Origin of the sequence: Tropicimonas sp. IMCC34043, from assembly GCF_003390845.1 — a bacterium.
Lineage (GTDB): Bacteria > Pseudomonadota > Alphaproteobacteria > Rhodobacterales > Rhodobacteraceae > Tropicimonas.
In genome coordinates this window covers 1299713-1323308 of the sequence record NZ_QMEK01000001.1, presented here as the reverse complement: position 1 = coordinate 1323308, position 23596 = coordinate 1299713, and the positions used below count along the sequence as shown (strand labels likewise).

The window sequence follows — 23596 nt, the reverse complement described above, 5'->3', positions numbered from 1 at the left end:
CTTGGGGTCGGCCTGCTCGGGCCAATCCGGGGCAAGATGGCAGGCGGAGGACTGGGGCACAAGGCTGCGCGCCCGGGGAGGGCGGCACCGACGAGGCGGCGGTCGGCTATTCGGCCGCGCGAAGTGGAGAGCCGGAGCCTGGATTTCCGGTGCCGGGCTTTTCCGGATCGACGGCCGGGGCGCTGCCGGCAACATTCTGGTCGCGGTCGATGCTTGCCGGTGCCGCGCGGGAGACCCCGGACGGGGGCGGGACCGTTTCCAGCAGGTCGCGCCGGTCCGGTTCGTCGGGTTCCCAGATCAACTCGGGGCTGCGCAACTGGCCGGCGGCATGGCCAAGCGCGATGTCCCGCGCCATCCGGCTCGACCGGCCGAAGGCCAGCGCGCCGATGCCACGGGTTCCGCGATAGGCGCCCTCGGCGATCCAGACCCTCAGCGCCAGCATCGCCGGGGTGAAGATCAGCGTCAGCACCGTCGCGGTGCCAAGGCCGAAGACGACGGCGGTCGCCAGTTGCTTCCACCAGAGCGAGGTCGGACTGTCGATCGAATAGCCCCCCGCCGCGAGGTCGAACGAGATCCCGAACATCATCGGCGTCAGCCCGGCAATCGTGGTCACCGTGGTCAGCAGCACCGGTCGCAGGCGCTGTTCGGCGGTGCGGATGATCGCCTCGATCCGCGGCATGTAGCGGCTGAATTCCTGATAGGTGTCGATCAGCACGATGTTGTTGTTGACGACAATTCCCGCCAGCGCGACGAGCCCCGTGCCTGTCATGATGATCGAGAACGGCTGGTGCATCACCATCATGCCGATCAGTACACCCGCCGCCGACAGCACTACCGCCAGCAGCACCAGCACCGAGTTGTAGAAGCTGTCGAACTGCGTCAGCAGGATAATGAACATCAGCGCCAGCGACATGGCGAAGGCCTTGGCGAGGAACGTCTCGCTTTCGGTCTGATCCTCCTGGTCTCCGGTCCATTGCCAGTTGACCCCGGAGGGCAGCGGCTGGGCCGAGGTCAGCCAGTCGGTCAACACGGCAATGCGTTCGTTCGGGTTTATTGGCACGATGTTCAGGTGTTCGGTCCGGATCCGGTCTGCCAGTGCGGGGTCATCTTCGGCCGCCGCCGGAACGATGTCGACGGTCGCGCCGTCGCGGTCGGTCAGCTTGACCAGATCTGGCGTCACATCTGCCCGGACGTCAAAATAGCGGTGCCCGTCGATGCGGTCGATCCGCGCCAGCTTTGGCACCGGCTTGCGGGTGATGAAGTTCGACAGCGGCACCAGCCCGTCGGCGGTGCGCACCTTCAGCGAATCGAGGGTCGACAGCAGCCGGTCCTCGCGCGGCAGCCGGACCCGGATGTCGACTTCCTCGTCCGAGCTTGGCACCCGCATGGTGTCAAGCAGCACGCCGCGGGTGACAAGCTGGACCATGGCGCCCACGGTCGCGACGTCGGCGCCATAGCGGCCTGCCTTTTCGACATCGACGTCGATCTGCCAGTCGATGCCGGGCAGCGGCAGCGTATCGTCGATGCCAACCAGCCCCGGTGTCTCGTGGAACTTGGCCTCGATGATGCCGACTGCACTGATCAGCGCGTCCCTGTCGTCGCCGGTAAGCCGCAGGTGCACCGGCTTGCCCGAGCTAGGCCCCATCGAGAGATTGAGGATTTCGGTATAGATGCCTGGGATCGTGGCAAATTTTTCCTCGAGCTGATCCAGCACATAGGTCCCCTGCAGCGTCGGGTCGTCCTTGCGCTCTTCCCAGGGGATCATCTCGATCTGGATCTGGCCAATGGTGTCGCGGGGCGCGCTGGCGCCGCCGGTATTGGCGTTCAGCCCGCCCTCGCCGGCGAAGCTGAAAATGCTGCGGACCCCCGGGGTGTCGGCGACCTTGCGCTCGACCTCGCGCACCAGCGCGTCCTTCTCGTCGACCGAAAGGTTGCCGCGGGCGCGGACATAGACGATGGCCTGTTCGGGATCCGAATCGACGAAGAATTCGACCCCGTTGTTGTGGGTGCCGAAATAGCTGAAGGTCGATATGACGAACACGCTGACGGCGACGATCGTGACCAGCGGCATCACCGGGTTTCCGGTCAGCAGCCGGATCACCCGGCCAAAAGGTGTGCGGCGATAGCCGGCGCGGATCCGCGGGCGCCGCCACACGATCTTGGCGGCATCCATCGTGATCGAGGTGGCGAAGGCACCGGCCATGAACAGTACCACGCCCGGCAGCCATTCGATCCGTGACGGCAACGGGGTCTCGCCGCCGAAGAGGTATCCGGGGTTGAGCGACTGCATCCCGCCAAGAAACAGCAGCGCAGCCGACGGCAGCACAAGGCTTGCGCGCAGCGCCCAGGGCCAGGGGCGCAGGACATTGGCGATCCGGTGGAATATGCGCGCCATCCGCCCCGTGACCCCGCCCATGACAGGCAGATAGATCAGCGCCACCACCAGAGAGGCGGACAGCACGAAGATCATGGTGACCGGCAGCAGCCCCATGAACTGGCCGACCACCCCGGGCCAGAACAGCATCGGCAGGAAGGCGCAGAGCGTGGTCGCGGTCGAACTGACGATGGGCCAGAACATCCGCTTTGCCGCCTCGACATAGGCGTGCATCGGTCCCGTCCCTTGGGCGATACGGGTGTCGGCGTATTCGACCACCACGATGGCGCCGTCGACCAGCATCCCCACGGCCAGAATGAGCCCGAACATGACGATGTTGTTGATCGCGATATCCATCACGCCCAGAAGGGCGAAGGTCAGCAGGAACGATGTCGGGATCGCGAATCCAACGAGGAACGAGGGCCGCGGCCCCAGCGTCGCCAGGATCACGATCATCACCAGCGCAATCGCGGTCAGAACCGAGCCTTCGAGCTGGACCACCATCGATTCGACCTGTTCGGACTGGTCGTTCGAGGTGCCGACAACAATCGCCTGCTGCAGTTCGGGCGGCCACTTCGCCTGTTCGGCGGCCACCGTCTTGCGCACCAGTTTCGCGGTGTCGATGACGTTGTAGCCCTTGCGCTTGACCACCTGCAGCGCAACCGTCGTTTCGCCGTTGAACTGCGCCGTACCGGCGCGGTCCTCATAGGTCAGCGAGATCGTGGCGAGGTCGCCGAGCGTGACAACGCTGTCGCCGTTGACCTTGACCGGCAGGTCATAGATGTCGCGCGGACTGTCGAAGGACGAGGGGATCTTGACCGAGAAGGCACCGCCATCGGTCTCGACCTCGCCGGCCGCGATCAGCTGGTTGTTGTTCACCACCGCGCCGATCAACTCGGCCGCCGTGACGTTGTAGGATTCGAGCTTCAGCGGGTCGATGGTCACCTCGACCATCTCGTCGCGGTGGCCTGCGAGCGCCACCTCCAGCACCGGTTCCAGCCCTTCGAGCGTGCTTTGCAGGTCGTTGGCAACCTGCAGCAGCGTGCGTTCGGGCAGCGCCCCCGCGAGGTTGACGATGATGATCGGGAATTCCGAGAAGTTGACCTCGTCGACGGTATAATTGTCGGCGCCATCGGGAAATTTCGATTCCGCCTTGGTCATCGCTGCGCGCACGTCTGCCAGCGTCGCCGACTTGTCCCAGCCGAAGTTGAATTCGAGCACCAGGTTGGCATAGCCTTCGGTCGCCGTGCCGGTCATCTTGTCGAGCCCGTCGAGCCCCGACATTTCGGTCTCCATCGGCTCCAGCAGCAGCTTTTCGGCGTCTTCGGCCGAAATGCCGGGGAAGGGGACCGAGATGAAGACAGCCGGGATCTCGATATCGGGCTCGCCCTCCTTGGGCAGGGCCAGATAGCTGATGGTGCCGACGGCGATGGTCAGCAGGATGAACGCAAGGACCATGCGCGATCGCGCTGCAGCCCAGTCGACAATACCGGTCATGCAGCGGCTCCGCTCGGTGTCGGGCGCAACCTCACTGGCTCACCTCCTCGGAGGCGAGAGTGACATCGACGGGTACGCCGTCGGTCACGTATTCCTGCCCGACGATGATGATCCGGGCTGTCTCGGGCAGACCCGACACAAAGACGCCGTCGAGCGTGTCGCGCAGCAACTTGACCGGCACGAAGCAGGCGATGTCCTGACCGTCGTCGTCCTTTTCCACAATGCGCAACCCGAGCTGGCCCGAATCGTCCAGCGTCAGGGCCGAAGCGGGCACAAGATGCGCGGTTTCGCCGTCTGCTGCGATGGCGATCTCGACGGTCTGTCCGTCGCGCAGCGACAGATCGGCATTGGGCACTTCGACCTCGACCCGGAAGGTCCGGGTCTGGGGATCGGCCGAGCGCGACAGGAAACTGACCTTGCCCGCGACCTGACGCCCGGAGACCAGACGCGCCTGCGCCATGGCATCCGGTTCGACCCGCTCGATCTGGGTTTCCGACACGAAACCGACAAGCTTCATCGGCGCAAGCTGGATCACCGTGGCGCAGTCCGAGCCCGACTGCATCAGTGCGCCAAGCTCGGCGGTGTCGGTTTCGAGCAGCCCGCCGAACGGCGCGACAAGGGTCAGCCGGTCGATGTCCTTCTCGACCACGGCGACACTGGCCTGAGCGGCCTCGACCGAGGCATGGGCCGCCTCGAGCCCGGAGCGCGCCGCCTCGAGGTTTGCCTGCGCCGAGGTGACCGCCGAACGAGTTGCAGCGAGCCGGGTTTCCGAGGCAAATCCGCCCTCGATCAGTTTGCTTGCGGCACGGTCGTTGATCTGGGCTTCGCTCAACGCCGCTTCTGCCTCGAGCAGCCGGGCCTGCGACACCGGGATACCGGCGCTGGCCTCGGCCAGGGAGGCCCTGGCCTGGGAAAGCTGGGCGTCGCGGGTGCCGGGGTCGAGTTTGCACAGCGTCTGGCCGGCCTCGACGATGGTGCCCTTGCGCAGCGGTTCGGACAGGATGAGCCCCGAGGTCTCGGCCTTGACCACGACCTGCCGCGCGGCCTCGGTACGACCGCGCACGAGCACGGCCGAGTCGATCTGCTGCGCGGTCGATGTCATGGCGACGACTGAAACGGTGCCTTCCCGCGCGACCGGCAAAAGCGGCGCGTCGGCCTCGGTCGACGCAATCACCTCGGTCTCGGCGGAACGCCCGGTGAATTCGAACAGAGCCTGCCTATTCATGACCAGCAAATAGATTATCCCCGACACCATCAGGGCCAATATAACCGAAAACCAACGCATCTAGCCGGGCCTTTCCGATACGTCCTCAGTTTGCGAAGCCCCGGAACGCACCCGCATCAGGCACATGTCCTGCAAATTATAAAATACTACGACTTACGTCGGCCGGCGTCTTTCAGCGAGGCTCCCAATCCGTCAAAGTCCGAACCAGCCAGTTCAGATTACGGCCAATGCGCTTTGGCTGCAACCGTTGTCGCTGTGCCCCGGAGGGCGCAATCGGCCGATTTGGCGGATGCCTGCCGAGGCCGTGGAGCGCGCCCGGAGGACGGGCCTAAAACCGCGGCACCTCCGGGGCTTGGCATGGCCTCGGGCTTCGGGGTATGAGAAGGCGGTTTCCAGTGCGGCCCAGCCCGGATTGCGCCGCCCTAGGGTGGCTGCACCGGCATCGGGGCGCGGCCGGAGATCGGGCCGGGCCGGCGATGAATTGGCCGCGGTCGAATAAGCGGGCAGAATCGGGCGGGGCGCATGAGCCAGACAGACAGTTTCATTGAAGAGGTCACCGACGCGGTCCGCCGCGACCGGCTGTTCGCCATGATGCGCCGCTATGGCTGGATCGGTATTCTGGCGGTTGTGCTGCTGGTCGGCGGCGCCGCGTTCTACGAGTTCCGCAAGGCGCGGGCGGAGTCGGCCGCGCAGGCCATGGGCGATCAGATCCTCGCCGCGATCGGCGCGCCCGACGATGCGGCACGCCTTGCCGCGCTGCAGGCAATCCCAGCCGGGGGCAGGACGGCCCCGGTCGTTCAGATGATGATCTCGGCCGAACAGATGGTCACCGGCGATGCGGCGGCTGCCGCGGAAACCCTGCGCCCGCTGGCCGAAAGCTCGGCCGAATCGGAGGTCTACGGCGACCTTGCGGCGTTCAAGATGGTATTGATCGGCGATCCGGCCATGGATGCCGCGACGCGCGTGCAGGTGCTGGACCGTCTGGCGCGGCCCGGCGGGCCGTTCCGGGTGCTGGCGATGGAGCAGAAGGCAATGGAACTTGCCGCTGCCGGCCAGCGGGACGAGGCGATCGCCACTGCCCAGGCGCTGCTGCAGGAACCGGGCGTGACACCGAACCTGGCACGCCGGGTGACGCAACTGCTGGTTGTACTGGGGGGAGATCTCCCCGGTGACGCCAACGCCGGCTGAATGCCGGTGGCAATCGTGCCGGCGCAAACCGGCGGGACCATGCATCCGGCAGCGAGCGCCGCGAATTGGGGGAACGGGCAGTGACGGCAAGGGCAGTGACGGCAGGCTTGATTGCGGCGGCCTTTCTGGTCGCGGGCTGTGCCCGGGAAGAGATCCTTCCGGGCGAGCGCTTCGACGTGACCGCGCCGCTCGATGCGACGGCAGAACCCGGCGCGACCGCGGCCAAGCTCAATCCCCCGGGACCGCTCGATCCGATCCTGCGCGACGTGGCCTTCCCGATGCCCGCGCAGGTCAATCATACATCCTGGACCCATCGCGGCGGCACACCGACCCACTGGATCAGCCATCCGGCACTCGGCAGCGGCCTGACCAAGGTCTGGTCGGCCTCGATCGGCGCCGGCGACAGCCGCCGCTACAAGGTCACCGCCGACCCGATCGTTGCCGAGGGCCGGATCTTTACCCTCGATTCCCGCAGTCAGGTCATGGCTCATTCGACCGGTGGCGCGACGCTGTGGTCGCAGACCCTGGTGCCGCCCGAGGACAGGGCGCGCGACGCTTCGGGCGGCGGGTTGGCGTTTGGCGGCGGCAAGCTGTTCGTGACCACAGGATTCGGCCTGTTGATGGCGTTGAACCCGGCCAACGGACAGGTGCTCTGGACACAGAATTTCGATTCTCCCGTCGCGGGTTCGCCAACCGTCGTCGGCGATCTGGTCTATGTCTCCAGCCGCGACAACCGCGGGTTCGCGGTGCGCACCGACAATGGCCGCCTGCAGTGGGAGCTGACGACCGCCCCCACGGTTGCAGCAACGATCAACGGCTCGGGACCCGCGGTCGACAACAGGATTGCGGTGTTCCCCTTCGGCTCGTCCGAGCTGGTGGCCGCGCTGCGGCTTGGCGGGGTGCGGGTCTGGGGCGCCATGCTGGCCGGCCAGCGCCGCGGCTTTGCCTTTGCGGGCATCGGCGACATCTCGGCCGATCCGGTGATCGTCAACGGCATCGCCTATGCCGGTTCGCCCGCCGGACGCATTGCCGCGATCAACGTGACCAGCGGCGAACGGATCTGGACCGCGACCGAAGGCGCGATGAGCCCGGTCTGGGTCGAGGGCGGCTCGGTCTTTGCGGTCACCGACCTGCAGCAGCTGGCGCGGCTTGACGCTAAGACCGGCGAAGTGATCTGGCGCATCGACATGCCGCGCTTCAAGAAGGAACGCCCGCGCAAGCGTCGCGACGTCTTCGCCCATTATGGCCCGGTGCTGGCCGGCGGGCGCCTGATCGTTGCCTCCGACGACGGCTATATCCGCAGCTTCAATCCCCGGAACGGTGCGCTGATCTCGACCATCGCGCTGCCGGGCGGGGCGACGACCAACCCGGTCGTTGTCGACCGCACGCTCTATGTCGTCACAACGGCCGGGCAACTCGTCGCTTTCCGTTAGCTCGGGCTTCGTGTAAGGGGACGGGTCCCGGGACGAATCCGGGGCCTCAATCCCGATCCGAAATTCCGAACCGCGCGAGCGCAAGATGACCTTTACACTGGCCCTGGTCGGCCGCCCGAACGTCGGCAAGTCGACCCTATTCAATCGCCTGGTCGGCAGGCGCCTGGCGCTGGTCGACGACCAGCCGGGCGTGACACGTGACCTGCGCGAGGGCAAGGCACGGTTGGGGGATCTGCGCTTTACCGTGATCGATACCGCCGGGCTCGAGGAAGTGACCGACGACAGCCTGCAGGGCCGGATGCGGCGGCTGACCGAACGCGCGGTCGAGATGGCCGATGTCTGCCTGTTCATGCTCGACGCCCGCGTCGGCGTCACCCCGACCGATCAGGTCTTTGCCGAGATTCTGCGCCGCAAGTCGGCCCATGTGCTGCTGGCGGCCAACAAGTCGGAAAGCAACGCCAGCGAGGCGGGCGTGCTCGAGGCCTATTCGCTGGGGCTGGGCGAGCCGATCCGGATCTCGGCCGAACATGGCGAGGGGATGTCGGATCTGCACGCCGCGCTGATGCCGCTTGCCGATGCCTATGCCGAGAATGCGCTGGCCGAGACGCCCGAGGTCGATGTCGAGTTGTCCGAGGACGACGAGGACGACGACGCGCCGCCGCGGATCACTACGGCAAAGCCGCTGCAGGTCGCCGTTGTGGGCCGGCCCAATGCCGGCAAGTCGACCCTGATCAACCGCATTGTCGGCGAAGAGCGGCTGTTGACCGGCCCCGAGGCCGGGATCACCCGCGACGCGATCTCGCTGCCGATCACCTGGAACGGCACGCCGATGCGGATCTTCGACACCGCGGGCATGCGCAAGAAGGCCAAGGTTCAGGAAAAGCTCGAGAAGCTGTCGGTTTCGGACGGGCTGCGCGCGACCAAGTTCGCCGAGGTCGTGGTGGTCCTGCTCGATGTCGAGATCCCGTTCGAGCAGCAGGACCTGCGAATCGCCGATCTGGCCGAACGCGAGGGTCGCGCGGTGGTGGTTGCGATCAACAAGTGGGACCTTGCAGATGACAAGCAGGGCCGGCTGTCCGAACTGAAGGAGGCCTTCGAGCGCCTGCTGCCGCAGTTGCGCGGCGCGCCGCTGGTAACGGTATCGGCGACGACGGGGCGCGGCCTTGACCGGCTGCACGAGGCGATCCTGCGCGCCCATGCGGTCTGGAACCGGCGGGTGCCGACGGCCAAGCTGAACCTCTGGCTTGCCGGGATGATGGAGTCGCATCCGCCACCCGCGCCACAGGGCAAGCGGGTCAAGCTGCGCTATATGACCCAGGTCAAGACACGGCCACCGGCCTTCGTGGTCATGGCCTCGTACCCCGAGAAGCTGCCGGAAAGCTATAAACGCTATCTCGTCAACGGGTTGCGAACGGATTTTGACATGCCGGGAACGCCGATCCGGCTGACCTTCCGCAGTCAGTCCGACCAGAACCCCTACAAGAACCGCAAGAAATCGACGCCCTCGCGGTTGCGCAAGCATCTGGGCAAGCCGCCGCTGGGATAACGGAAACTGGCGCCCTCCGGGGCGCCGGACCGGCCTTTGTGCGGGCAGAGAGTACGCGGTTGCTGCGGGTCAGGTCCGGCCGCGGTGCCAGGCGATGGCAACCGCAACCGCGGCGCACACCGCCAGAACCACCAGACCCCAGTCGCTGCCCCAGTTCCGGACCGCAATCGCGACCAGCGCCCAGATCACGCCGAGCCCGTATTCGGGGGTGCCGGAAAGCCGGTACTGCACCACGACGGCCAGCGCGGTCGCTGCAATCAACGCAATCCAGGCCCAGCCGACGGCGCCGAACAGGATGCCGTTGCCGGCCGCGACGATGGCGAGCCCGGCAAAGAAGGCGGCTGTCAGCCAGCCGGCATAGAGCGCGATCGGCGCCCGCAGCCACCAGCGGTCAAGGCCCTCCGGTGCGGCGCGCAGCGACGCGAGCGCGCCCCCGAGCATCAGCGCCATCAGGATCACCGCCCAGGTCGGGCTGAAGGACGCGACCGCAGTCCAGATCGCCCCCAGCATCAGCGACAGGATCAGCGGCCAGCGCGTCGCATCCCACCTCGGGTCGTCGGCCCGCATCCCGAGGCCATAGACGGCATGGCCGAGCATCCACAGATAGATCACGCTCCAGATCGCAAAGGCATAGCCCGCGGGCTGCGCCGGCGGGTCGACCTGCGGGATCGGGAACAGGGCGGGGTCAAAGCCGCTGAACGGCACCGCAAGCGGGGCGACGACAAAGGCCACCGCCGCGGTCGCGACCATGGCCGATTTCATCCGGCCGGGGCTTTCGGCCTCGGGATCCTCGAAATCGCTCATTCCAGCACCCCTTCGGCCGAGATCCGGGTCTTGCCGCCAAGCCAGGGCACCAACGCCTGCGGCAGATCGACCGAGCCGTCGGCCTGCTGGCCGTTTTCCAGCACCGCGATCAGGCAACGCCCCACGGCGAGGCCAGAGCCGTTCAGGGTATGGACGAACTCGGGCTTGCCGCCGCCTTCGGGACGGAACCGTGCGTTCATTCGCCGGGCCTGAAAATCGCCGCAGACCGAGACCGAGGAGATCTCGCGATAGCTGTTCTGCCCCGGCAGCCAGACCTCGATGTCATGGGTGCGCCGGGCGCCGAATCCCATGTCGCCGGTGCAAAGCACGATGGTGCGATAGGGCAGTTCCAGCCGTTCGAGGATGCTCTCGGCGCAGCGCGTCATGCGTTCGTGCTCGTCGCGGCTTCGGTCAGGGTGTGTAACCGAGACCATCTCGACCTTCTCGAACTGGTGCTGGCGCAACATGCCCGAGGTGTCCTTGCCCGCGCTTCCAGCTTCGGAGCGGAAGCACAGCGAATGGGCGGTGAAACGGCGCGGCAACTGGCGTTCGTCCAGAACGCAGTCGTTGACGATATTGGTCAGCGTCACTTCGGAGGTCGGGATCAGCCACCAGCCTTCGCGCAGCAGATAGCTGTCTTCGCCGAACTTCGGCAGTTGCCCGGTGCCGAACATCATCTCTTCGCGCACCATCACCGGGCCGTTCACTTCGGTCAGCCCGTGTTCGGTGGTGTGGACGTCGAGCATGAACTGCGCCAGCGCCCGGTGCAGCCGGGCAACCGCACCCGACATCAGGACAAAGCGCGATCCGGCAAGCTTGGCCGCGGTCTCGAAATCCATACCGTCCTGAACGGCGGCCAGCTGAAAATGCTCTTTCGGAGCGAAATCGAAGCTGCGCGGCGTGCCCCAGCGGCGCAGCTCGACGTTGTCTGCCTCGTCCTTGCCGTCGGGCACGTCGTCGAAGGGCAGGTTGGGCAGGCTGACGAGGATCTCGCGCAGGCGGGCATCCTCGGCCTTGGCTTCCTCTTCCAGCCGGGCGACCTCGTCCTTCTTGTCGGCAACCAGCGCGCGCAGGCGTTCGAATTCGGCCTCGTCGCCCTTTGCCTTGGCCGCACCCACCTGCTTCGAGGCGGCGTTGCGGTCGGCCTGGGCGGCTTCGGCGGCGGCGATCTTCTCGCGCCGTGCCGCGTCGACGGAAAGGATCTGCGACGACATCGCGGCCACGCCCAGCCGGGCCAGGCCAGCGTCAAAGACGTCAGGGGTCTCGCGGATCATGCGAATGTCGTGCATCGGTCACTCCTTACTCGGGCCGCGGGGCGCAACGGGCGCCGGGCGGTCGTGCCGGGTTCTGCCCCAATCGTTGCCGCGAGGAAAGGGGCAAAGGCGCCGCGACAGGGGCGCTCAGTCGCCGGGGCCTTGCGGGGAAGGGGCCAGCGGGACGAGCGGCGCCAGCGCGCCGACCGGCCCCGCGCCCGCGACCGAGGCCGAGACCAGCGCCACCACTCGCCAGCCCTGCGGTGACAGCCACAGCACCGGCGCGCCCGAACTGCCCGGGATCACCGCGCAGTCGAGCCCGATCTGGTCGGGTTCGCGATAGACCACCGCGCAGGGCGCCTGACGCGACAGCGCGTGCGGCCGGTCGCGGCGATAGCCGACGATGACCAGCGGCGGCGCCGGATCGGGCAGGGCGGCCAGCGCCATCGGCGCAACCTCGGTGTCCGGGATCGGGGCGGCCAGACGCAGAAATGCAATGTCGCGGGGGGCGAGCGCGGCGAGCGGCGGCAGCGCGGGATCGTGACGCGGATCGACCATCAGCTCGGTCGCCACCCGATGCGCGGCATAGGCGCCGCTGCGCCAGCCGGCGACGAAATGGACATCCTCGGGCCGGGCGGGGCGGGTGCCGCGATACAGGCAATGGGCCGCCGTCAGCACCAGATCGGCGGCAATCAGCGTGCCGCTACACATGGTGGTCGTCTTCAGCCCCGCCACGTTGACCCGCCCCACGGCGTTCCACTGCGATTGCTCGGCTTCGGGCAGGATCCGGGGGTCCTGGGCGATGGCGGGCAGGGCGAGGCCGAGGCTCAGAAGGGCGGCGAGGCGGATCATCCAGGCGGTGCGTAGCCGATGGATGTCTGCCAGTCCCGCCACCTTTCGTCGAACTCATAGAAATCGAGGTATTCCGTCGGCCAATGCGCCAGTGCGCCTTCGCCTGCCTTCAGGCCGCAGGGCAGTTTCACGCTGCCATCGCCGAAGGACGTGGCCAGCAGCGTCTCCAGTTCGGCGCAATCCGTGGTAAGGTTGGTACAATCGACCTCCTTCCAGCCGGCAGCTCGGAGAGTAGCCGGCTGGAAGGAGGTCGAAGCATCGAGATGCGCCTCGTGGAGCCACGCCCCTTCCAGATGCGCCCCGTCGAGACGCGCCCCTTCCAGATGCGCCCCGTCGAGACGCGCCCCTTCCAGATGCGCCCCGTCGAGCAACGCCCCTTCCAGATGCGCCCGGTGGAGCGACGCCCCTTCCAGATGCGCCCCGCGGAGCCACGCCCCTTCCAGATGCGCCCGGTGGAGCGACGCCCCTTCCAGATGCACCCGGTAGAGCCGCGCTTCTTCCAGATGCGCCCGGTGGAGCGACGCCCCTTCCAGATGCGCCTCGTCGAGCGACGCCCCTTCCAGATGCGCCCCGCGGAGCTCCGTCCCTTCCAGATGCGCCTCGTCGAGCGACGCCCCTTCCAGATGCGCCCCGTCGAGCAACGCCGCTTCCAAATGCGCCCGGTGGAGCCGCGCCCCTTCCAGATGCGCCCCGACGAGCCGCGCTCCTTCGAGATGCGCCCCATTCAAAAGGGCATTGCAGAAATTCAGCAGCGATATGTCCACTGATTGAAGACAGGTCTGACGCAGGTCGAGGCGATAGCCCTTCGGGCCATAGCGCCTGTCGCGCGCTTCCAGCCGAATCTGCCGCGCGCTGCGCCGTCCAAGGACCTGGGCTGCCGCCTGAATATCAGTGGGACACCTGCGTTCGCCGTCCGAGTTGGAAATTTTCTCGCTGGCCGCAGTCGCGGGGGCGTTTTCCCGGATATAGGCGGTCAGGATCTCCATGATCTGGACGTGGTCGCGGTCGCTGTCCTGGGCAATGCGTTCCAGCGTATAGATGGCGCCGACCCGGACCTCGATATTGGGGCGGGTAATCTCCTCCATGACCGGGTGCCCTTTGTCGTCGACAAGCGGCTTGCCCGCGGCATCGGTTGCCTGGCGCTTCACTGTCTTCTCGGCGCCCAGTCCCGCGACCGCCTTGGTGATCAGGTCGGTGATCAGCGCCTGTTCCGAGGTTGCGGTGGTGCGTTCGGCGATCCAGACCCGGACGAGCTGAAAGATCAGCGTGGCCGAGGCCGCGAGAGCACCGAGCAAGACAGCGACGGCGGTGGCGTAATTGCGGAAGTCATAGGAGGAGGTCGTGGCGTCGCCATCGACCGCTTCGCCAAGCTGCCTGACAAGTCCGTGAACCGCCCGGGCAATCTCGATCAGGTAATAGAAACCTGCGGTGGCCCCCAGCAGCAGCCCGGCGACCAGCATCACCTTCCAGTAATGAGCGCGAATCCAGAGGCCGGGGGAGAACCAAAGGCCCAATCGCCGGCTCAGCCATACCATGAGCGCGACGACACTCGCAAAACCGACGCAGCCAATGGCGAACCAAAGCAACGGCGAGGTCACGGCACTCAGGTAAAGCTCTTGCATAAACAGATTTCGCCGCATTCGTCCTATCCGGATGCGGCGACGCTAGTCTCCGGCGGCACCTGCGTCCACCCGCGTTCCACGCCGCTGTGATACCTTGAACCCTTCGCCTTGCCATTGCCCCGCGCCGCACATAAGTTCCGCGCCAATCAAAGGGGGGCATCCCCCGCAGTCCAAACGAGGGTTTCCCCATGTTCGCAACGCCCGCCTATGCTCAGGCCGCCGGAGGCGCCGGTGGCGCTGGCGCCATCATGCAGTTCCTGCCGCTTATCCTGATCTTCGCGATCATGTATTTCCTGCTGATCCGTCCGCAGCAGAAGAAGGTGAAGCAGCACCAGAAGATGGTGAGTGAACTGCGCCGGGGCGATCAAATCGTCACCCAGGGCGGCATTATCGGCAAGGTCAGCAAGGTCCGCGACGAGGGCGAGCTTGAGGTCGAGATCGCCGAGGGCGTCAAGGTGCGCATCGTGCGCAGCACGGTCGCTCAGGTCCTGAGCAAGACCGAGCCCGCCGCGGAGGCCTGAGGCCCCAGACGCTCGTTCGCCGATGATCCGAGGCTGAAAGGCCCCATCCGATGCTGAATATTCCTTTCTGGAAACGCCTGCTGATCTGGGGCGTTGTTGCCCTGACGTTGGCCATGGCGCTGCCGAACCTGTTCTATAACCGGGTCGAGCAGCACAACGATGCGATCAAGGCGATCGAGAAGCAGGGCGAGACGCCCGAGCGCGAGGCTGCCGTCGCGGGCTGGCCGTCGTTCCTGCCATCGAACCTTGTGAACCTCGGGCTCGACCTTCGCGGCGGCGCCTATCTGCTGGGCGAGGTCCAGGTGCAGGACGTCTATGCCGACCGCATGGACGGCTATTGGCCCGAGGTTCGCGACGCACTGCGCGCCGAGCGCGACACCGTCGGCGCGATCCGCCGGGTCGAGGGCGCGCCGGGTGTGCTGGAAATCCGGATCGGTAACCCCGAGGGGATGGAGCGGGCGCTTGAAGTCGTGCGCAAGCTGCAGCGTCCGATCCTGAACCTGACCGGCGTCGGATCGAACGACATCGTGGTCAGCGGGCAGGGCGATGTGCTGACCGTCCAGCTTTCGGACGCCGAAAAGCAGGCGACCGACGACCGCACCATTCGCCAGACGCTCGAGATCGTGCGCCGGCGGGTCGACGAGGTCGGCACCCGCGAGCCGTCGATCCAGCGTCAGGGCGAGGACCGGATCGTGATCCAGGTGCCCGGCATCGGATCCGCCGACGAATTGAAGGCGCTGATCGGCACCACGGCACAGCTGACCTTCCGCGGCGTCGTCGGCCGCACCCCGGACCCGCAGGCCGATCCCGGCGTCGGCAACGAGGTGCTGCCCTCGATGGACGACCAGGGGGTCTATTACATTGTCGAGCGCGGCTCGGTGGTGTCGGGCGAGGATCTGACCGACGCCCAGCCCTCGTTCGACCAGAATGGCCGACCGGCGGTGAGCTTCCGCTTCAACCCGGCGGGCGCGCGCAAGTTCGGGGATTACACGGCCGGCCACATCGGCGAGCCCTTCGCCATCGTGCTCGACAACGAGGTGATTTCGGCGCCGGTGATCCAGGACCACATCGCCGGCGGCTCGGGGATCATCACCGGCAGCTTCACGATCGAGGATTCGACCCAGCTTGCCGTGCTGCTGCGCGCCGGTGCCCTGCCGGCCAAGATGACCTTCCTGCAGGAACGCACCATCGGCCCCGAACTGGGGCAGGACAGCATCGACGCCGGTCGTACCGCCACCGCGGTCGCCTTCGTCGCGGTGCTGTTCTTCATGTGGGCGAGCTATGGTCTGTTCGGTCTGTTCGCCAATGTCGCTCTGGTCATCAACATCGGCATGATCTTTGGCCTGCTGTCGCTGATCGGTGCGACGCTGACGCTGCCCGGCATCGCCGGTATCGCGCTGACCGTCGGTATGGCGGTCGATGCGAACGTGCTGATCTTCGAACGGATCCGCGAGGAGTTGCGGACCGCCCGCGGCCCGGCACGCGCCATCGAGATCGGCTATGAAAAGGCAATGTCGGCGATCATCGACGCCAACATCACCACCCTCATCACTGCCGGCATCCTCTATGCGCTCGGCACCGGCCCGGTCCGCGGGTTTGCGGTCACGCTGGCCATCGGCATCGTCACCTCGGTCTTCTGCGCGGTCTATGTGACCCGTCTGATCATCGTGATGTGGTTCGAACGCCGTCGCCCCAAGACGATCGAGGTCTGAGATGCGCCTGAGACTGGTTCCCCAAAACACCAACATCGATTTCTTCAGGTTCTGGAAGGTCTTCGCCGGCCTTTCGGTGCTGGCAATGGCGGCCTCGGTGGTGCTGTTCTTCACCGTCGGGCTGAACTTCGGCATCGACTTTCTGGGCGGCACGACGATCCGCACCGCAAGCGTCCAGACCGTGGATGTCGGTGCCTATCGGCAGGCGCTTGCCCCGCTGAACCTTGGCGATGTGTCGATCACCGAGGTCTTCGATGCCGCGGCCAGTGCCGGGCAGCACGTTTCCCAGATCCGCATTCAGGAACAGGGCGGCGACGAGTCGATCACGCCGGAGGTCATCGCGCAGATCGAGGCGGCGCTGCAGACCTTCGATCCCTCGATCACCTTCCCCTCTGTCGAAAGTGTCGGGCCGAAGGTCTCGGGCGAATTGGTGCAGGTCGCAGTGCTGTCGGTCGTGCTGGCGATTGCGGCCTGTCTGATCTATATCTGGCTGCGGTTCGAGTGGCAGTTCTCGGTCGGCGCGGTGCTGTCGCTGGTGCACGACGTGACGCTGACGATCGGGGTCTTCTGCATGCTGCAGATCCGGTTCGACCTGACGATCATCGCCGCCCTTCTGACCATCATCGGCTATTCGCTGAACGACACCGTCGTGGTCTTTGACCGGGTGCGCGAAAACCTGCGCCGTTTCAAGAAGATGGAACTGCGGGACGTGCTGAACCTTTCGATCAACGAGACGCTCAGCCGGACCACCATGACCTCGTTCACGACGCTGATCGCGCTGATCGCGATGTTTACGCTTGGCGGCGACGTGATCCGGGGCTTCGTTTTCGCGATGATCTGGGGCATTGTGGTCGGGACGTATTCGTCGATCTTCATCGCCTCGACGATTGTGCTCAAGCTCGGGGTCAAACGCGACTGGTCGAAGCCCAGTGCCGGTGCAGGCACCCAGTACGCCAACATCGACGCCTGATTGGCCGAGCGGGCGTAGCCGCGGCGCAGTGCCGGGGCAAGGAGGACGTGATGCGGATCAACGAGGTCTCGTTTTCAGGGGCGCGGCATTTCGAGGGCTACGGCCCCGGGTTTTTCCGGCTTGGCGGCGAGGTTCGCGAGGGTCACCTGCTGGTGTCGGATGCGGGCGTTGCCGCCTGGGGCGGCTACGACGATGCCGACGCCATCGTTGCGCTCGCCTCGCGGATCGACTTCGTTCTGCTCGGCACCGGCGGCGAGATGGGGCAAATTCCCGCAGTCTTGCGCCGGGCGGTCGAGGCAGCCGGGATCGGGGTTGAAATCATGTCCACCCCCTCGGCCTGCCGCACCTATAATGTGCTGCTGTCCGAAGGCCGTCGCGTCGCGGCGGCAGTGATCGCGATCTAGCGTCGCCAAAATGCCTGTCGGGCTCATGAAGGCGTCCTGGGTGCCCTGCCATACCGGCGGGATTGATGCGACCCGACAGCAGTTGGCCGGAGCGCTTTCGCCTGCTCCAGTCTTGCGGTAAGCGCGGATCATGGAACTGACAGTAACGAATCTGGCCTGTGTTCGCGGTGGGATGCGCGTTCTCGAAGGCGTGGGCTTTCGGCTGGCGCCGGGTCAGGTGCTGGTGTTGCGGGGGCCGAACGGCGTCGGCAAGACGACGCTCTTGCGGACCCTTGCCGGGCTGCAGCCGGCCGACGAGGGGAGCTTTGACCCCGGACCCGAGGCGATGGCCTATGCCTCGCACGCCGACGGGATCAAGGCGACGCTGAGCGTGGCTGAAAACCTGACCTTCTGGGCGAGGCTGCACGGCACCGGCGACATCGGCGCAGCCCTTGCCGGCTTCAACCTCGAAAGCCTGTCCGAGCGTCCCGCCGGCAGCCTTTCGGCCGGGCAGAAGCGGCGGCTGGGGCTGGCCCGCATGGTCGTGACCGGGCGGCCGGTCTGGCTGTTCGACGAACCCACCGTTTCCCTTGATACCGACAGCGTCGGGCTGTTTGCCGCGGCGGTCGCGGCGCATCTGGCGGCGGGCGGGCTTGCGGTGATTGCCACCCATATCGACCTTGGGCTGGCAGGCGCGAGATTGCTGGAGCTTGCGCCGTTCCGCGCCGTTCCGCCGCCCGAGCACGCGGCCTTTGACGAGGCTTTCCTGTGATCGCCCTGCTGCAGCGCGACCTTGCCCTTTCGGTGCGGGCAGGCGGCGGCTTTGGCCTCGCGCTCGTCTTCTTCTTGATCGTGGTCACGCTGACCCCGTTTGCGGTCGGTCCCGACTCCGCGATTCTTGCGGGGATTGCCGCCGGCATTCTCTGGATCGGCGCGCTGCTGAGCTGCCTGCTGTCGCTCGACCGGATCCTGGCGCTCGATTACGAGGACGGCTCGCTGGAACTGCTCGCGACGGCGCCGATCCCGCTCGAGGCTGTGGCCTCGGTCAAGGCGCTGGCGCACTGGCTGACCACCGGGCTGCCGCTGACGCTGGTCGCGCCGGTTCTGGGCGTGCTGCTGAACCTGCCGGGGCCGGGATACTTCTGGCTGACCCTGTCGCTGGCCATCGGCACCCCGGCGCTGTCGGTCATCGGCACCTTCGGGGCGGCGCTGACGGTGGGGTTGAAGCGTGGCGGGCTGCTGCTGTCGCTGATCGTGCTGCCGCTTTACGTACCGACACTTATTTTCGGCGCCGAGGTCGCGCGGCGCGGTGCCGCGGGCATGGCACCCACGACTCCGCTTGCACTTCTGGCCGGGATCACGCTTGCGACGATTGCACTCCTGCCCTTCGCCTCGGCTGCGGCAATCCGTATCAACCTGCGCTGACGCGCCGGGGTTAGGGTGCGTTGAGCGTGCCGGAAGGAAGGAATAGGGTCCCGTCGATGTCGCTTTGGGAATACGCAAATCCGAGACGTTTCATGGCTCTCTCGGGGGCCGTGCTGCCATGGGTGTCTGTCGGCGCGATCGCTGCGCTGGTCATTGGGCTGGGCTGGGGATTCTTCCTGACCCCGGACGATTTCCGACAAGGCTCGACCGTCAAGATCATCTATATCCACGTGCCCTCGGCCATGGTGGCGATCAACGCCTGGTTGATGATGCTGGTGACATCGCTTGTCTGGCTGATCCGCCGCCACCACGTCTCGGCGCTCGCCGCCAAGGCGGCGGCTCCCATCGGGGCGACGATGACGCTGATCGCGCTGATCACCGGGGCGATCTGGGGCCAGCCGATGTGGGGCACCTGGTGGGCCTGGGATCCGCGGCTGACCTCGTTCCTGATCCTGTTCCTGTTCTATCTCGGCTACATGGCGCTCTGGGCCGCCATCGACAATCCCGACACCGCGGCGGAACTGACATCGGTTCTCTGCATCGTCGGCTCGGTCTTTGCCATCCTAAGCCGCTATGCCCTGGTGTTCTGGAACCAGGGGCTGCATCAGGGGGCGTCGCTGTCGATGGATGCGGAGGAAAACGTGGCGGATGTGTTCTATTGGCCGCTGCTGGTGTCGATTGCGGGCTTTGTCGGGCTTTTCGTCATGCTGGTGCTGATCCGGACCCGGACCGAGGTCCGGTCGCGGCGGTTGAAGGCGCTGCTGCAGCGGGAACGCATGGCATGATCCCCGATCTCGGAAAATACGCGGTTGCGGTGGTTTCGGCCTATGGGGTGACGATTGCCCTGATTCTGGTGCTGATCGGGGTGTCGCTGCGGCAGTCCATTCGCACCCGGCAGGCGCTGCGCGAGGTCGAGAATGCCCGGATGTCGAAAGAAGTGACCCCCGACACGAAGAAGGAGACGGAATTGCATGGCTAGGCTGTCCCCCCTGATGGTGCTGCCGCCGGTCCTGTTTCTGGCCGTGGCAGGCCTGTTCTATGCCGGCATGATCCGCGACAACCCGGATTCGCTGCCAACGGCGCTGCAGGGTCAGGAGGCTCCGGCGCTGGCGGTCGTGCCGCTGGGCGATGCGCCGCTTCTGACCGATGCGGCGCTGCGCGAGGGCAAGGTGACGCTGGTCAATTTCTGGGCCAGCTGGTGTGCGCCCTGCCGGGCCGAGCATCCGCAGCTGATGCGGATGACCGAGCAGGGGATCCCGGTGTTCGGGATCAACTACAAGGACAAGGACGACAAGGCGCTGGGTTTCCTGAACGACCTCGGCGATCCCTTCCAGCTTTCGGCCGCCGATCCGCAAGGCCGGACCGGGCTTGACTGGGGCGTCTATGGCGTGCCCGAAACCTTCGTGATCGACGGCACGGGCAAAGTCGTTTTGCGGTTTGCCGGTCCGATCACCAGCGATATTATGGACGGCATCATCATGCCGGCGATTGCCAAGGCATCGGCGCCGAACGGCTGACCCTTGGGGGCGCCTGGCCAGCAGCCACGGCTGCCGGCCGATCAGGGGTGCGGGCGAAATCGCTATTGGCTGTGCGCGCAGCCGCCACCGCGACGACGGCAGGTCGTGGAGGCTTTGACAGGTTCAACGGTAGGGCCCGCCAGGACCGACGTTTCCTCCAGCGCCCGGTTGCGCGTGCAGGAGCCAGAGCGCGTCCGGCAGGCCGGATAGACACTGGGCGCCGCGGTCGGGGTCGCTTCGGCGACGACCGCGGCGCGATGTCCGACGCGGCGGCAGCTGCCCGACCGCGGACGGCAGGTAAATTCGGTTTCGGTGACGATCCGGGCGCTGGCAAGGGCGGTGCCCTCGGTCGCGGACTCAAGGACGATGATGGTGTCGCCGGTGACGGCCGGGCCTGAGGTCATCGGATCGGCCTGAAGCGCCGGGGCGGCAAGGAGAGCGGCGAAAAGCGCAATTGCGGCAGGCTTTGCCGAAAAGATCGCGGGGCGGGTCGTGGGGGTGCATGTCATCGGGACCTCCGGTGCTGGTTGGTGCCCGGGCGATCCGTTCATGGAATGCCTTCGAGCCCCTTCAGACTGCGCCCGCCTCGTCAAAGCCGCGCAAGTTGGCGGTAACAACCGCACCACGGCTGTGGGTTTTGGCGCAAGAAGGTCGTCAAATCGATGAAATGGTCGTTTTTGTCAGCCGCTGCCGGGCCATTGCGGCGACGCGGGCGGGCGCCGCCGCAATGGGACCGCGGGTTATTTCGGGCCGCGGGTCAGCGCGGCAACACCGGTGCGGGCAATCTCGGTCAGGCCGAGCGGTCGCATCAGTTCGGTGAAGGCGTCGATCTTGTCGGGCGAGCCGGCAATCGAGAAGATGAAGCTTTCGAGCGTCGAGTCGACCGCGTTGGCGCGGAAGATGTCGGCAAGCCGCAGCGCCTCGACCCGCTTTTCGCCGGTGCCCGTGACCTTCAGCAGCGCCAGTTCGCGTTCGACCGAGGGGCCATCGGCGGTCAGGTCGTGCACGGCGTGAACCGGCACCATGCGGCCAAGCTGGGCCTTGATCTGCACGATCACCTCGGGCGTGCCGCTGGTGACCACGGTGATGCGCGAGCGATGACCCATATGGTCGACCTCGGCCACGGTCAGACTGTCGATGTTGTATCCGCGCCCCGAGAACAGGCCGATGACGCGCGCCAGCACCCCGGCCTCGTTGTCGACCACGACCGCCAGGGTGTGGGTCTCGATGATCTCGTCGTTGGGATTGCGCAGGTCGTAGGCAGAATGCCTGGACGAGCCCTTTTCGATCTTGAGTGCGGACATCTTCGTTCCTCGGATTTGTGCCGCCTGCGGCGGCAATTTGCGGCTGCGCTCCGGTGTCTGGCCTCGTTCACGCTGCGGCAGAAGAAGGCTGGAGGATCGCAGGGAATTGGGAAGAGCGATGCAGTGGCGGGGTAAGGTCCCCGCCACTGCGCCTGACGCGTGTCAGACCAGCACCGCGCCCGAGGTGCTGATTGCGTCCTGGGTCTTCGCGTCGCCCATCAGCATCTTGTTGTGCGGCTCGCCCGAGGGGATCATCGGGAAGCAGTTCTCGTGCTTTTCGACCAGACAGTCGAAGATCACGGGGCCGTCATAGGCGATCATTTCCATGATCGCATCGTCCAGATCCTTCGGGTCCGAGACCAGGAAGCCCTTGCCGCCAAAGGCCTCGGCCAGTTTCACGAAGTCGGGCAGCGCCTCGGACCAGCTGTGCGAATAGCGCTGGCCGTGCAGCAGTTCCTGCCACTGGCGCACCATGCCGAGGCGTTCGTTGTTGAGGATGAACTGCTTGACCGGCAGGTCGTACTGCCGCGCCGTGCCCATCTCCTGGATGTTCATCAGGAAGCTGGCGTCGCCTGCGACGTTGATGACAAGCGCGTCGGGATGCGCGACCTGCACCCCGATCGAGGCCGGCAGGCCATAGCCCATGGTGCCGAGCCCGCCACTGGTCATCCAGCGGTTCGGCGCGTCGAAGTTCAGGAACTGCGCCGCCCACATCTGATGCTGGCCGACATCGGTGCAGATGAAGCGGTCGTACTTCTTGGTCAGCGCCTCCAGCCGTTCGAGCGCATATTGCGGTTTGATCGTGGTTTCGGAACGCTTGTAAGTAAGGCAGCGGATCGCCTTCCACTCCTCGATCTGCGCCCACCACTTTGCCAGTGCCGGTTTGTTGAGCCGACGCCCGCGTGCCTTCCAGATCCTGAGCGCGTCTTCCAGCACGTGGGCGACATCGCCGACAATGGGGAAGTCGGTGCGCACGACCTTGTTGATCGAGCTTGGGTCGATGTCGATATGGGCCTTGCGCGACTCGGGGCTGAAATCGGCGATCCGGCCGGTGATGCGGTCGTCGAACCGCGCCCCGATGTTGATCATCAGGTCGCAGTCGTGCATCGCCATGTTGGCCTCGTAGAGGCCGTGCATCCCCAGCATCCCGAGCCAGCGCTTGCCACTGGCCGGATAGGCGCCGAGCCCCATCAGCGTCGAGGTGATCGGGAAGCCCGTCGCGTCGACGAAGTCGCGCAGCAGCTGGCTTGCCAGAACGCCGGAGTTGATCACGCCGCCGCCGGTATAGAAGATCGGCCGCTCGGCGGTTTCCAGCGCCTCGACCAGCGCGGTGATCATCTCGACATCGCCACGGACGCGCGGCTGATAATGTCCGACCGGCGCTTCGGTCGGGCTCAGATAGGTGCCGGTGGCGAACTGGACGTCCTTCGGGATGTCGATCAGCACCGGACCGGGACGGCCCGAGGTTGCGACGTGAAAGCCCTGGTGGATCGTCGCCGCCAGGGCGTCGGTGTCCTTGACCAGCCAGTTGTGCTTGGTGCAGGGCCGGGTGATGCCGACCGTGTCGGCCTCCTGGAAGGCATCCGAGCCGATCATGAAGGTCGGGACCTGTCCGGTCAGAACGACCATCGGGATCGAATCCATCAGCGCATCGGTAATGCCGGTGACAGCATTGGTTGCGCCCGGGCCCGAGGTGACGATCACGACGCCGGGCTTGCCGGTCGAGCGGGCATAACCTTCGGCCGCGTGGGCCGCGCCCTGTTCGTGGCGGACCAGAATGTGCTTGATCCCCTGATCCTGGAAAAGCTCGTCATAGATCGGAAGTACGGCGCCGCCGGGGTAGCCGAACACGACGTCCACACCCTGATCCTTCAGGGCCTGAACCACCATTCTTGCTCCGGTCATCTGCTGCGCCATCTCATCTCTCCATCGTCAGGCTTCGCGGCAATAAAAAACCCCCGTCCGTAGAA

21 protein-coding genes are annotated in these 23596 nt (G+C 66.1%); 12 read left to right on the top strand and 9 right to left on the bottom strand.

Annotation, left to right across the window (positions count from 1 at the left end; translation table 11 throughout):
- Window positions 1–106 precede the first annotated feature (106 nt).
- Both DQG17_RS06190 and DQG17_RS06185 read right to left on the bottom strand, forming a co-directional pair.
- Complete coding sequence (locus DQG17_RS06190) at window positions 107–3871, bottom strand: efflux RND transporter permease subunit (RefSeq protein ID WP_116131852.1); 3765 nt, start codon at window positions 3869–3871, stop codon at window positions 107–109.
- A gap of 31 nt (window positions 3872–3902) precedes the next feature.
- Window positions 3903–5156 (bottom strand): efflux RND transporter periplasmic adaptor subunit, encoded by a 1254-nt coding sequence (locus DQG17_RS06185; protein ID WP_116131851.1) that lies wholly within the window; start codon window positions 5154–5156, stop codon window positions 3903–3905.
- A gap of 462 nt (window positions 5157–5618) precedes the next feature.
- Between DQG17_RS06185 and DQG17_RS06180 the strand changes: the two genes are divergently transcribed.
- From DQG17_RS06180 to der, 3 genes are all read left to right on the top strand, one after another.
- On the top strand, window positions 5619–6284 hold the full coding sequence (locus DQG17_RS06180; RefSeq protein WP_116131850.1) for a hypothetical protein: 666 nt from the start codon (window positions 5619–5621) through the stop codon (window positions 6282–6284).
- An 80-nt stretch (window positions 6285–6364) separates the two neighbouring features.
- Window positions 6365–7717, top strand: coding sequence for a PQQ-like beta-propeller repeat protein (locus DQG17_RS06175; protein WP_198666035.1), 1353 nt, complete (start codon window positions 6365–6367; stop codon window positions 7715–7717).
- 85 nt (window positions 7718–7802) lie between these two features.
- Window positions 7803–9263 (top strand): ribosome biogenesis GTPase Der, encoded by a 1461-nt coding sequence (gene der / locus DQG17_RS06170; protein ID WP_116131848.1) that lies wholly within the window; start codon window positions 7803–7805, stop codon window positions 9261–9263.
- 69 nt (window positions 9264–9332) lie between these two features.
- Here the strand turns inward: der and DQG17_RS06165 are convergent, their stop codons facing one another.
- The 4 genes from DQG17_RS06165 to DQG17_RS06150 all read right to left on the bottom strand — a co-directional run bounded on the left by DQG17_RS06165 (window position 9333) and on the right by DQG17_RS06150 (window position 13812).
- Window positions 9333–10067, bottom strand: a complete 735-nt coding sequence (locus tag DQG17_RS06165) for a hypothetical protein (protein WP_116131847.1) — start codon at window positions 10065–10067, stop codon at window positions 9333–9335.
- Window positions 10064–11356, bottom strand: a complete 1293-nt coding sequence (gene serS, locus DQG17_RS06160; protein ID WP_116131846.1) for a serine--tRNA ligase — start codon at window positions 11354–11356, stop codon at window positions 10064–10066. The genes DQG17_RS06165 and serS overlap by 4 nt, the downstream gene beginning before the upstream one ends.
- Window positions 11357–11467: 111 nt before the next feature.
- Entirely contained in the window at window positions 11468–12172 is a 705-nt protein-coding gene (locus DQG17_RS06155; protein ID WP_116131845.1) for a serine protease, read from the bottom strand.
- Complete coding sequence (locus DQG17_RS06150; protein ID WP_116131844.1) at window positions 12169–13812, bottom strand: pentapeptide repeat-containing protein; 1644 nt, start codon at window positions 13810–13812, stop codon at window positions 12169–12171. The genes DQG17_RS06155 and DQG17_RS06150 overlap by 4 nt, the downstream gene beginning before the upstream one ends.
- Window positions 13813–13982: 170 nt before the next feature.
- On the opposite strand from DQG17_RS06150, the gene yajC reads away from it, so the two are divergent.
- The 9 genes from yajC (at window position 13983) to DQG17_RS06105 (ending at window position 20322) form a co-directional block, all read left to right on the top strand.
- Window positions 13983–14315 (top strand): preprotein translocase subunit YajC, encoded by a 333-nt coding sequence (gene yajC, locus DQG17_RS06145; RefSeq protein WP_116131843.1) that lies wholly within the window; start codon window positions 13983–13985, stop codon window positions 14313–14315.
- Between the two features lie 50 nt (window positions 14316–14365).
- Complete coding sequence (gene secD, locus DQG17_RS06140) at window positions 14366–16027, top strand: protein translocase subunit SecD (RefSeq protein ID WP_116131842.1); 1662 nt, start codon at window positions 14366–14368, stop codon at window positions 16025–16027.
- A gap of 1 nt (window position 16028) precedes the next feature.
- A complete protein-coding gene (secF, locus tag DQG17_RS06135; RefSeq protein ID WP_116131841.1) occupies window positions 16029–16997 on the top strand; it encodes a protein translocase subunit SecF in 969 nt (322 codons plus the stop codon).
- Between the two features lie 50 nt (window positions 16998–17047).
- Window positions 17048–17401, top strand: a complete 354-nt coding sequence (locus tag DQG17_RS06130; RefSeq protein ID WP_116131840.1) for an Mth938-like domain-containing protein — start codon at window positions 17048–17050, stop codon at window positions 17399–17401.
- A gap of 130 nt (window positions 17402–17531) precedes the next feature.
- Window positions 17532–18152: a heme ABC exporter ATP-binding protein CcmA gene (gene ccmA / locus DQG17_RS06125; RefSeq protein WP_116131839.1), complete on the top strand. Its 621-nt coding sequence runs from the start codon at window positions 17532–17534 to the stop codon at window positions 18150–18152.
- Window positions 18149–18805, top strand: a complete 657-nt coding sequence (gene ccmB, locus DQG17_RS06120; protein WP_116131838.1) for a heme exporter protein CcmB — start codon at window positions 18149–18151, stop codon at window positions 18803–18805. The genes ccmA and ccmB overlap by 4 nt, the downstream gene beginning before the upstream one ends.
- A 56-nt stretch (window positions 18806–18861) precedes the next feature.
- The gene (locus DQG17_RS06115) at window positions 18862–19590 is read left to right on the top strand and encodes a heme ABC transporter permease (protein WP_116131837.1); all 729 of its coding nucleotides are present in this window, start codon (window positions 18862–18864) and stop codon (window positions 19588–19590) included.
- A complete protein-coding gene (gene ccmD, locus DQG17_RS06110; protein ID WP_116131836.1) occupies window positions 19587–19784 on the top strand; it encodes a heme exporter protein CcmD in 198 nt (65 codons plus the stop codon). The genes DQG17_RS06115 and ccmD overlap by 4 nt, the downstream gene beginning before the upstream one ends.
- On the top strand, window positions 19777–20322 hold the full coding sequence (locus tag DQG17_RS06105) for a DsbE family thiol:disulfide interchange protein (RefSeq protein WP_116131835.1): 546 nt from the start codon (window positions 19777–19779) through the stop codon (window positions 20320–20322). The genes ccmD and DQG17_RS06105 overlap by 8 nt, the downstream gene beginning before the upstream one ends.
- 62 nt (window positions 20323–20384) lie before the next feature.
- On the opposite strand, the gene DQG17_RS06100 is transcribed toward DQG17_RS06105, so the two are convergent.
- The 3 genes from DQG17_RS06100 to DQG17_RS06090 all read right to left on the bottom strand — a co-directional run bounded on the left by DQG17_RS06100 (window position 20385) and on the right by DQG17_RS06090 (window position 23543).
- Window positions 20385–20831: a hypothetical protein gene (locus tag DQG17_RS06100; RefSeq protein ID WP_116131834.1), complete on the bottom strand. Its 447-nt coding sequence runs from the start codon at window positions 20829–20831 to the stop codon at window positions 20385–20387.
- 231 nt (window positions 20832–21062) lie between these two features.
- Complete coding sequence (gene ilvN, locus DQG17_RS06095) at window positions 21063–21626, bottom strand: acetolactate synthase small subunit (RefSeq protein ID WP_116131833.1); 564 nt, start codon at window positions 21624–21626, stop codon at window positions 21063–21065.
- A gap of 162 nt (window positions 21627–21788) precedes the next feature.
- Entirely contained in the window at window positions 21789–23543 is a 1755-nt protein-coding gene (locus DQG17_RS06090) for an acetolactate synthase 3 large subunit (RefSeq protein ID WP_116131832.1), read from the bottom strand.
- Window positions 23544–23596 lie beyond the last annotated feature (53 nt).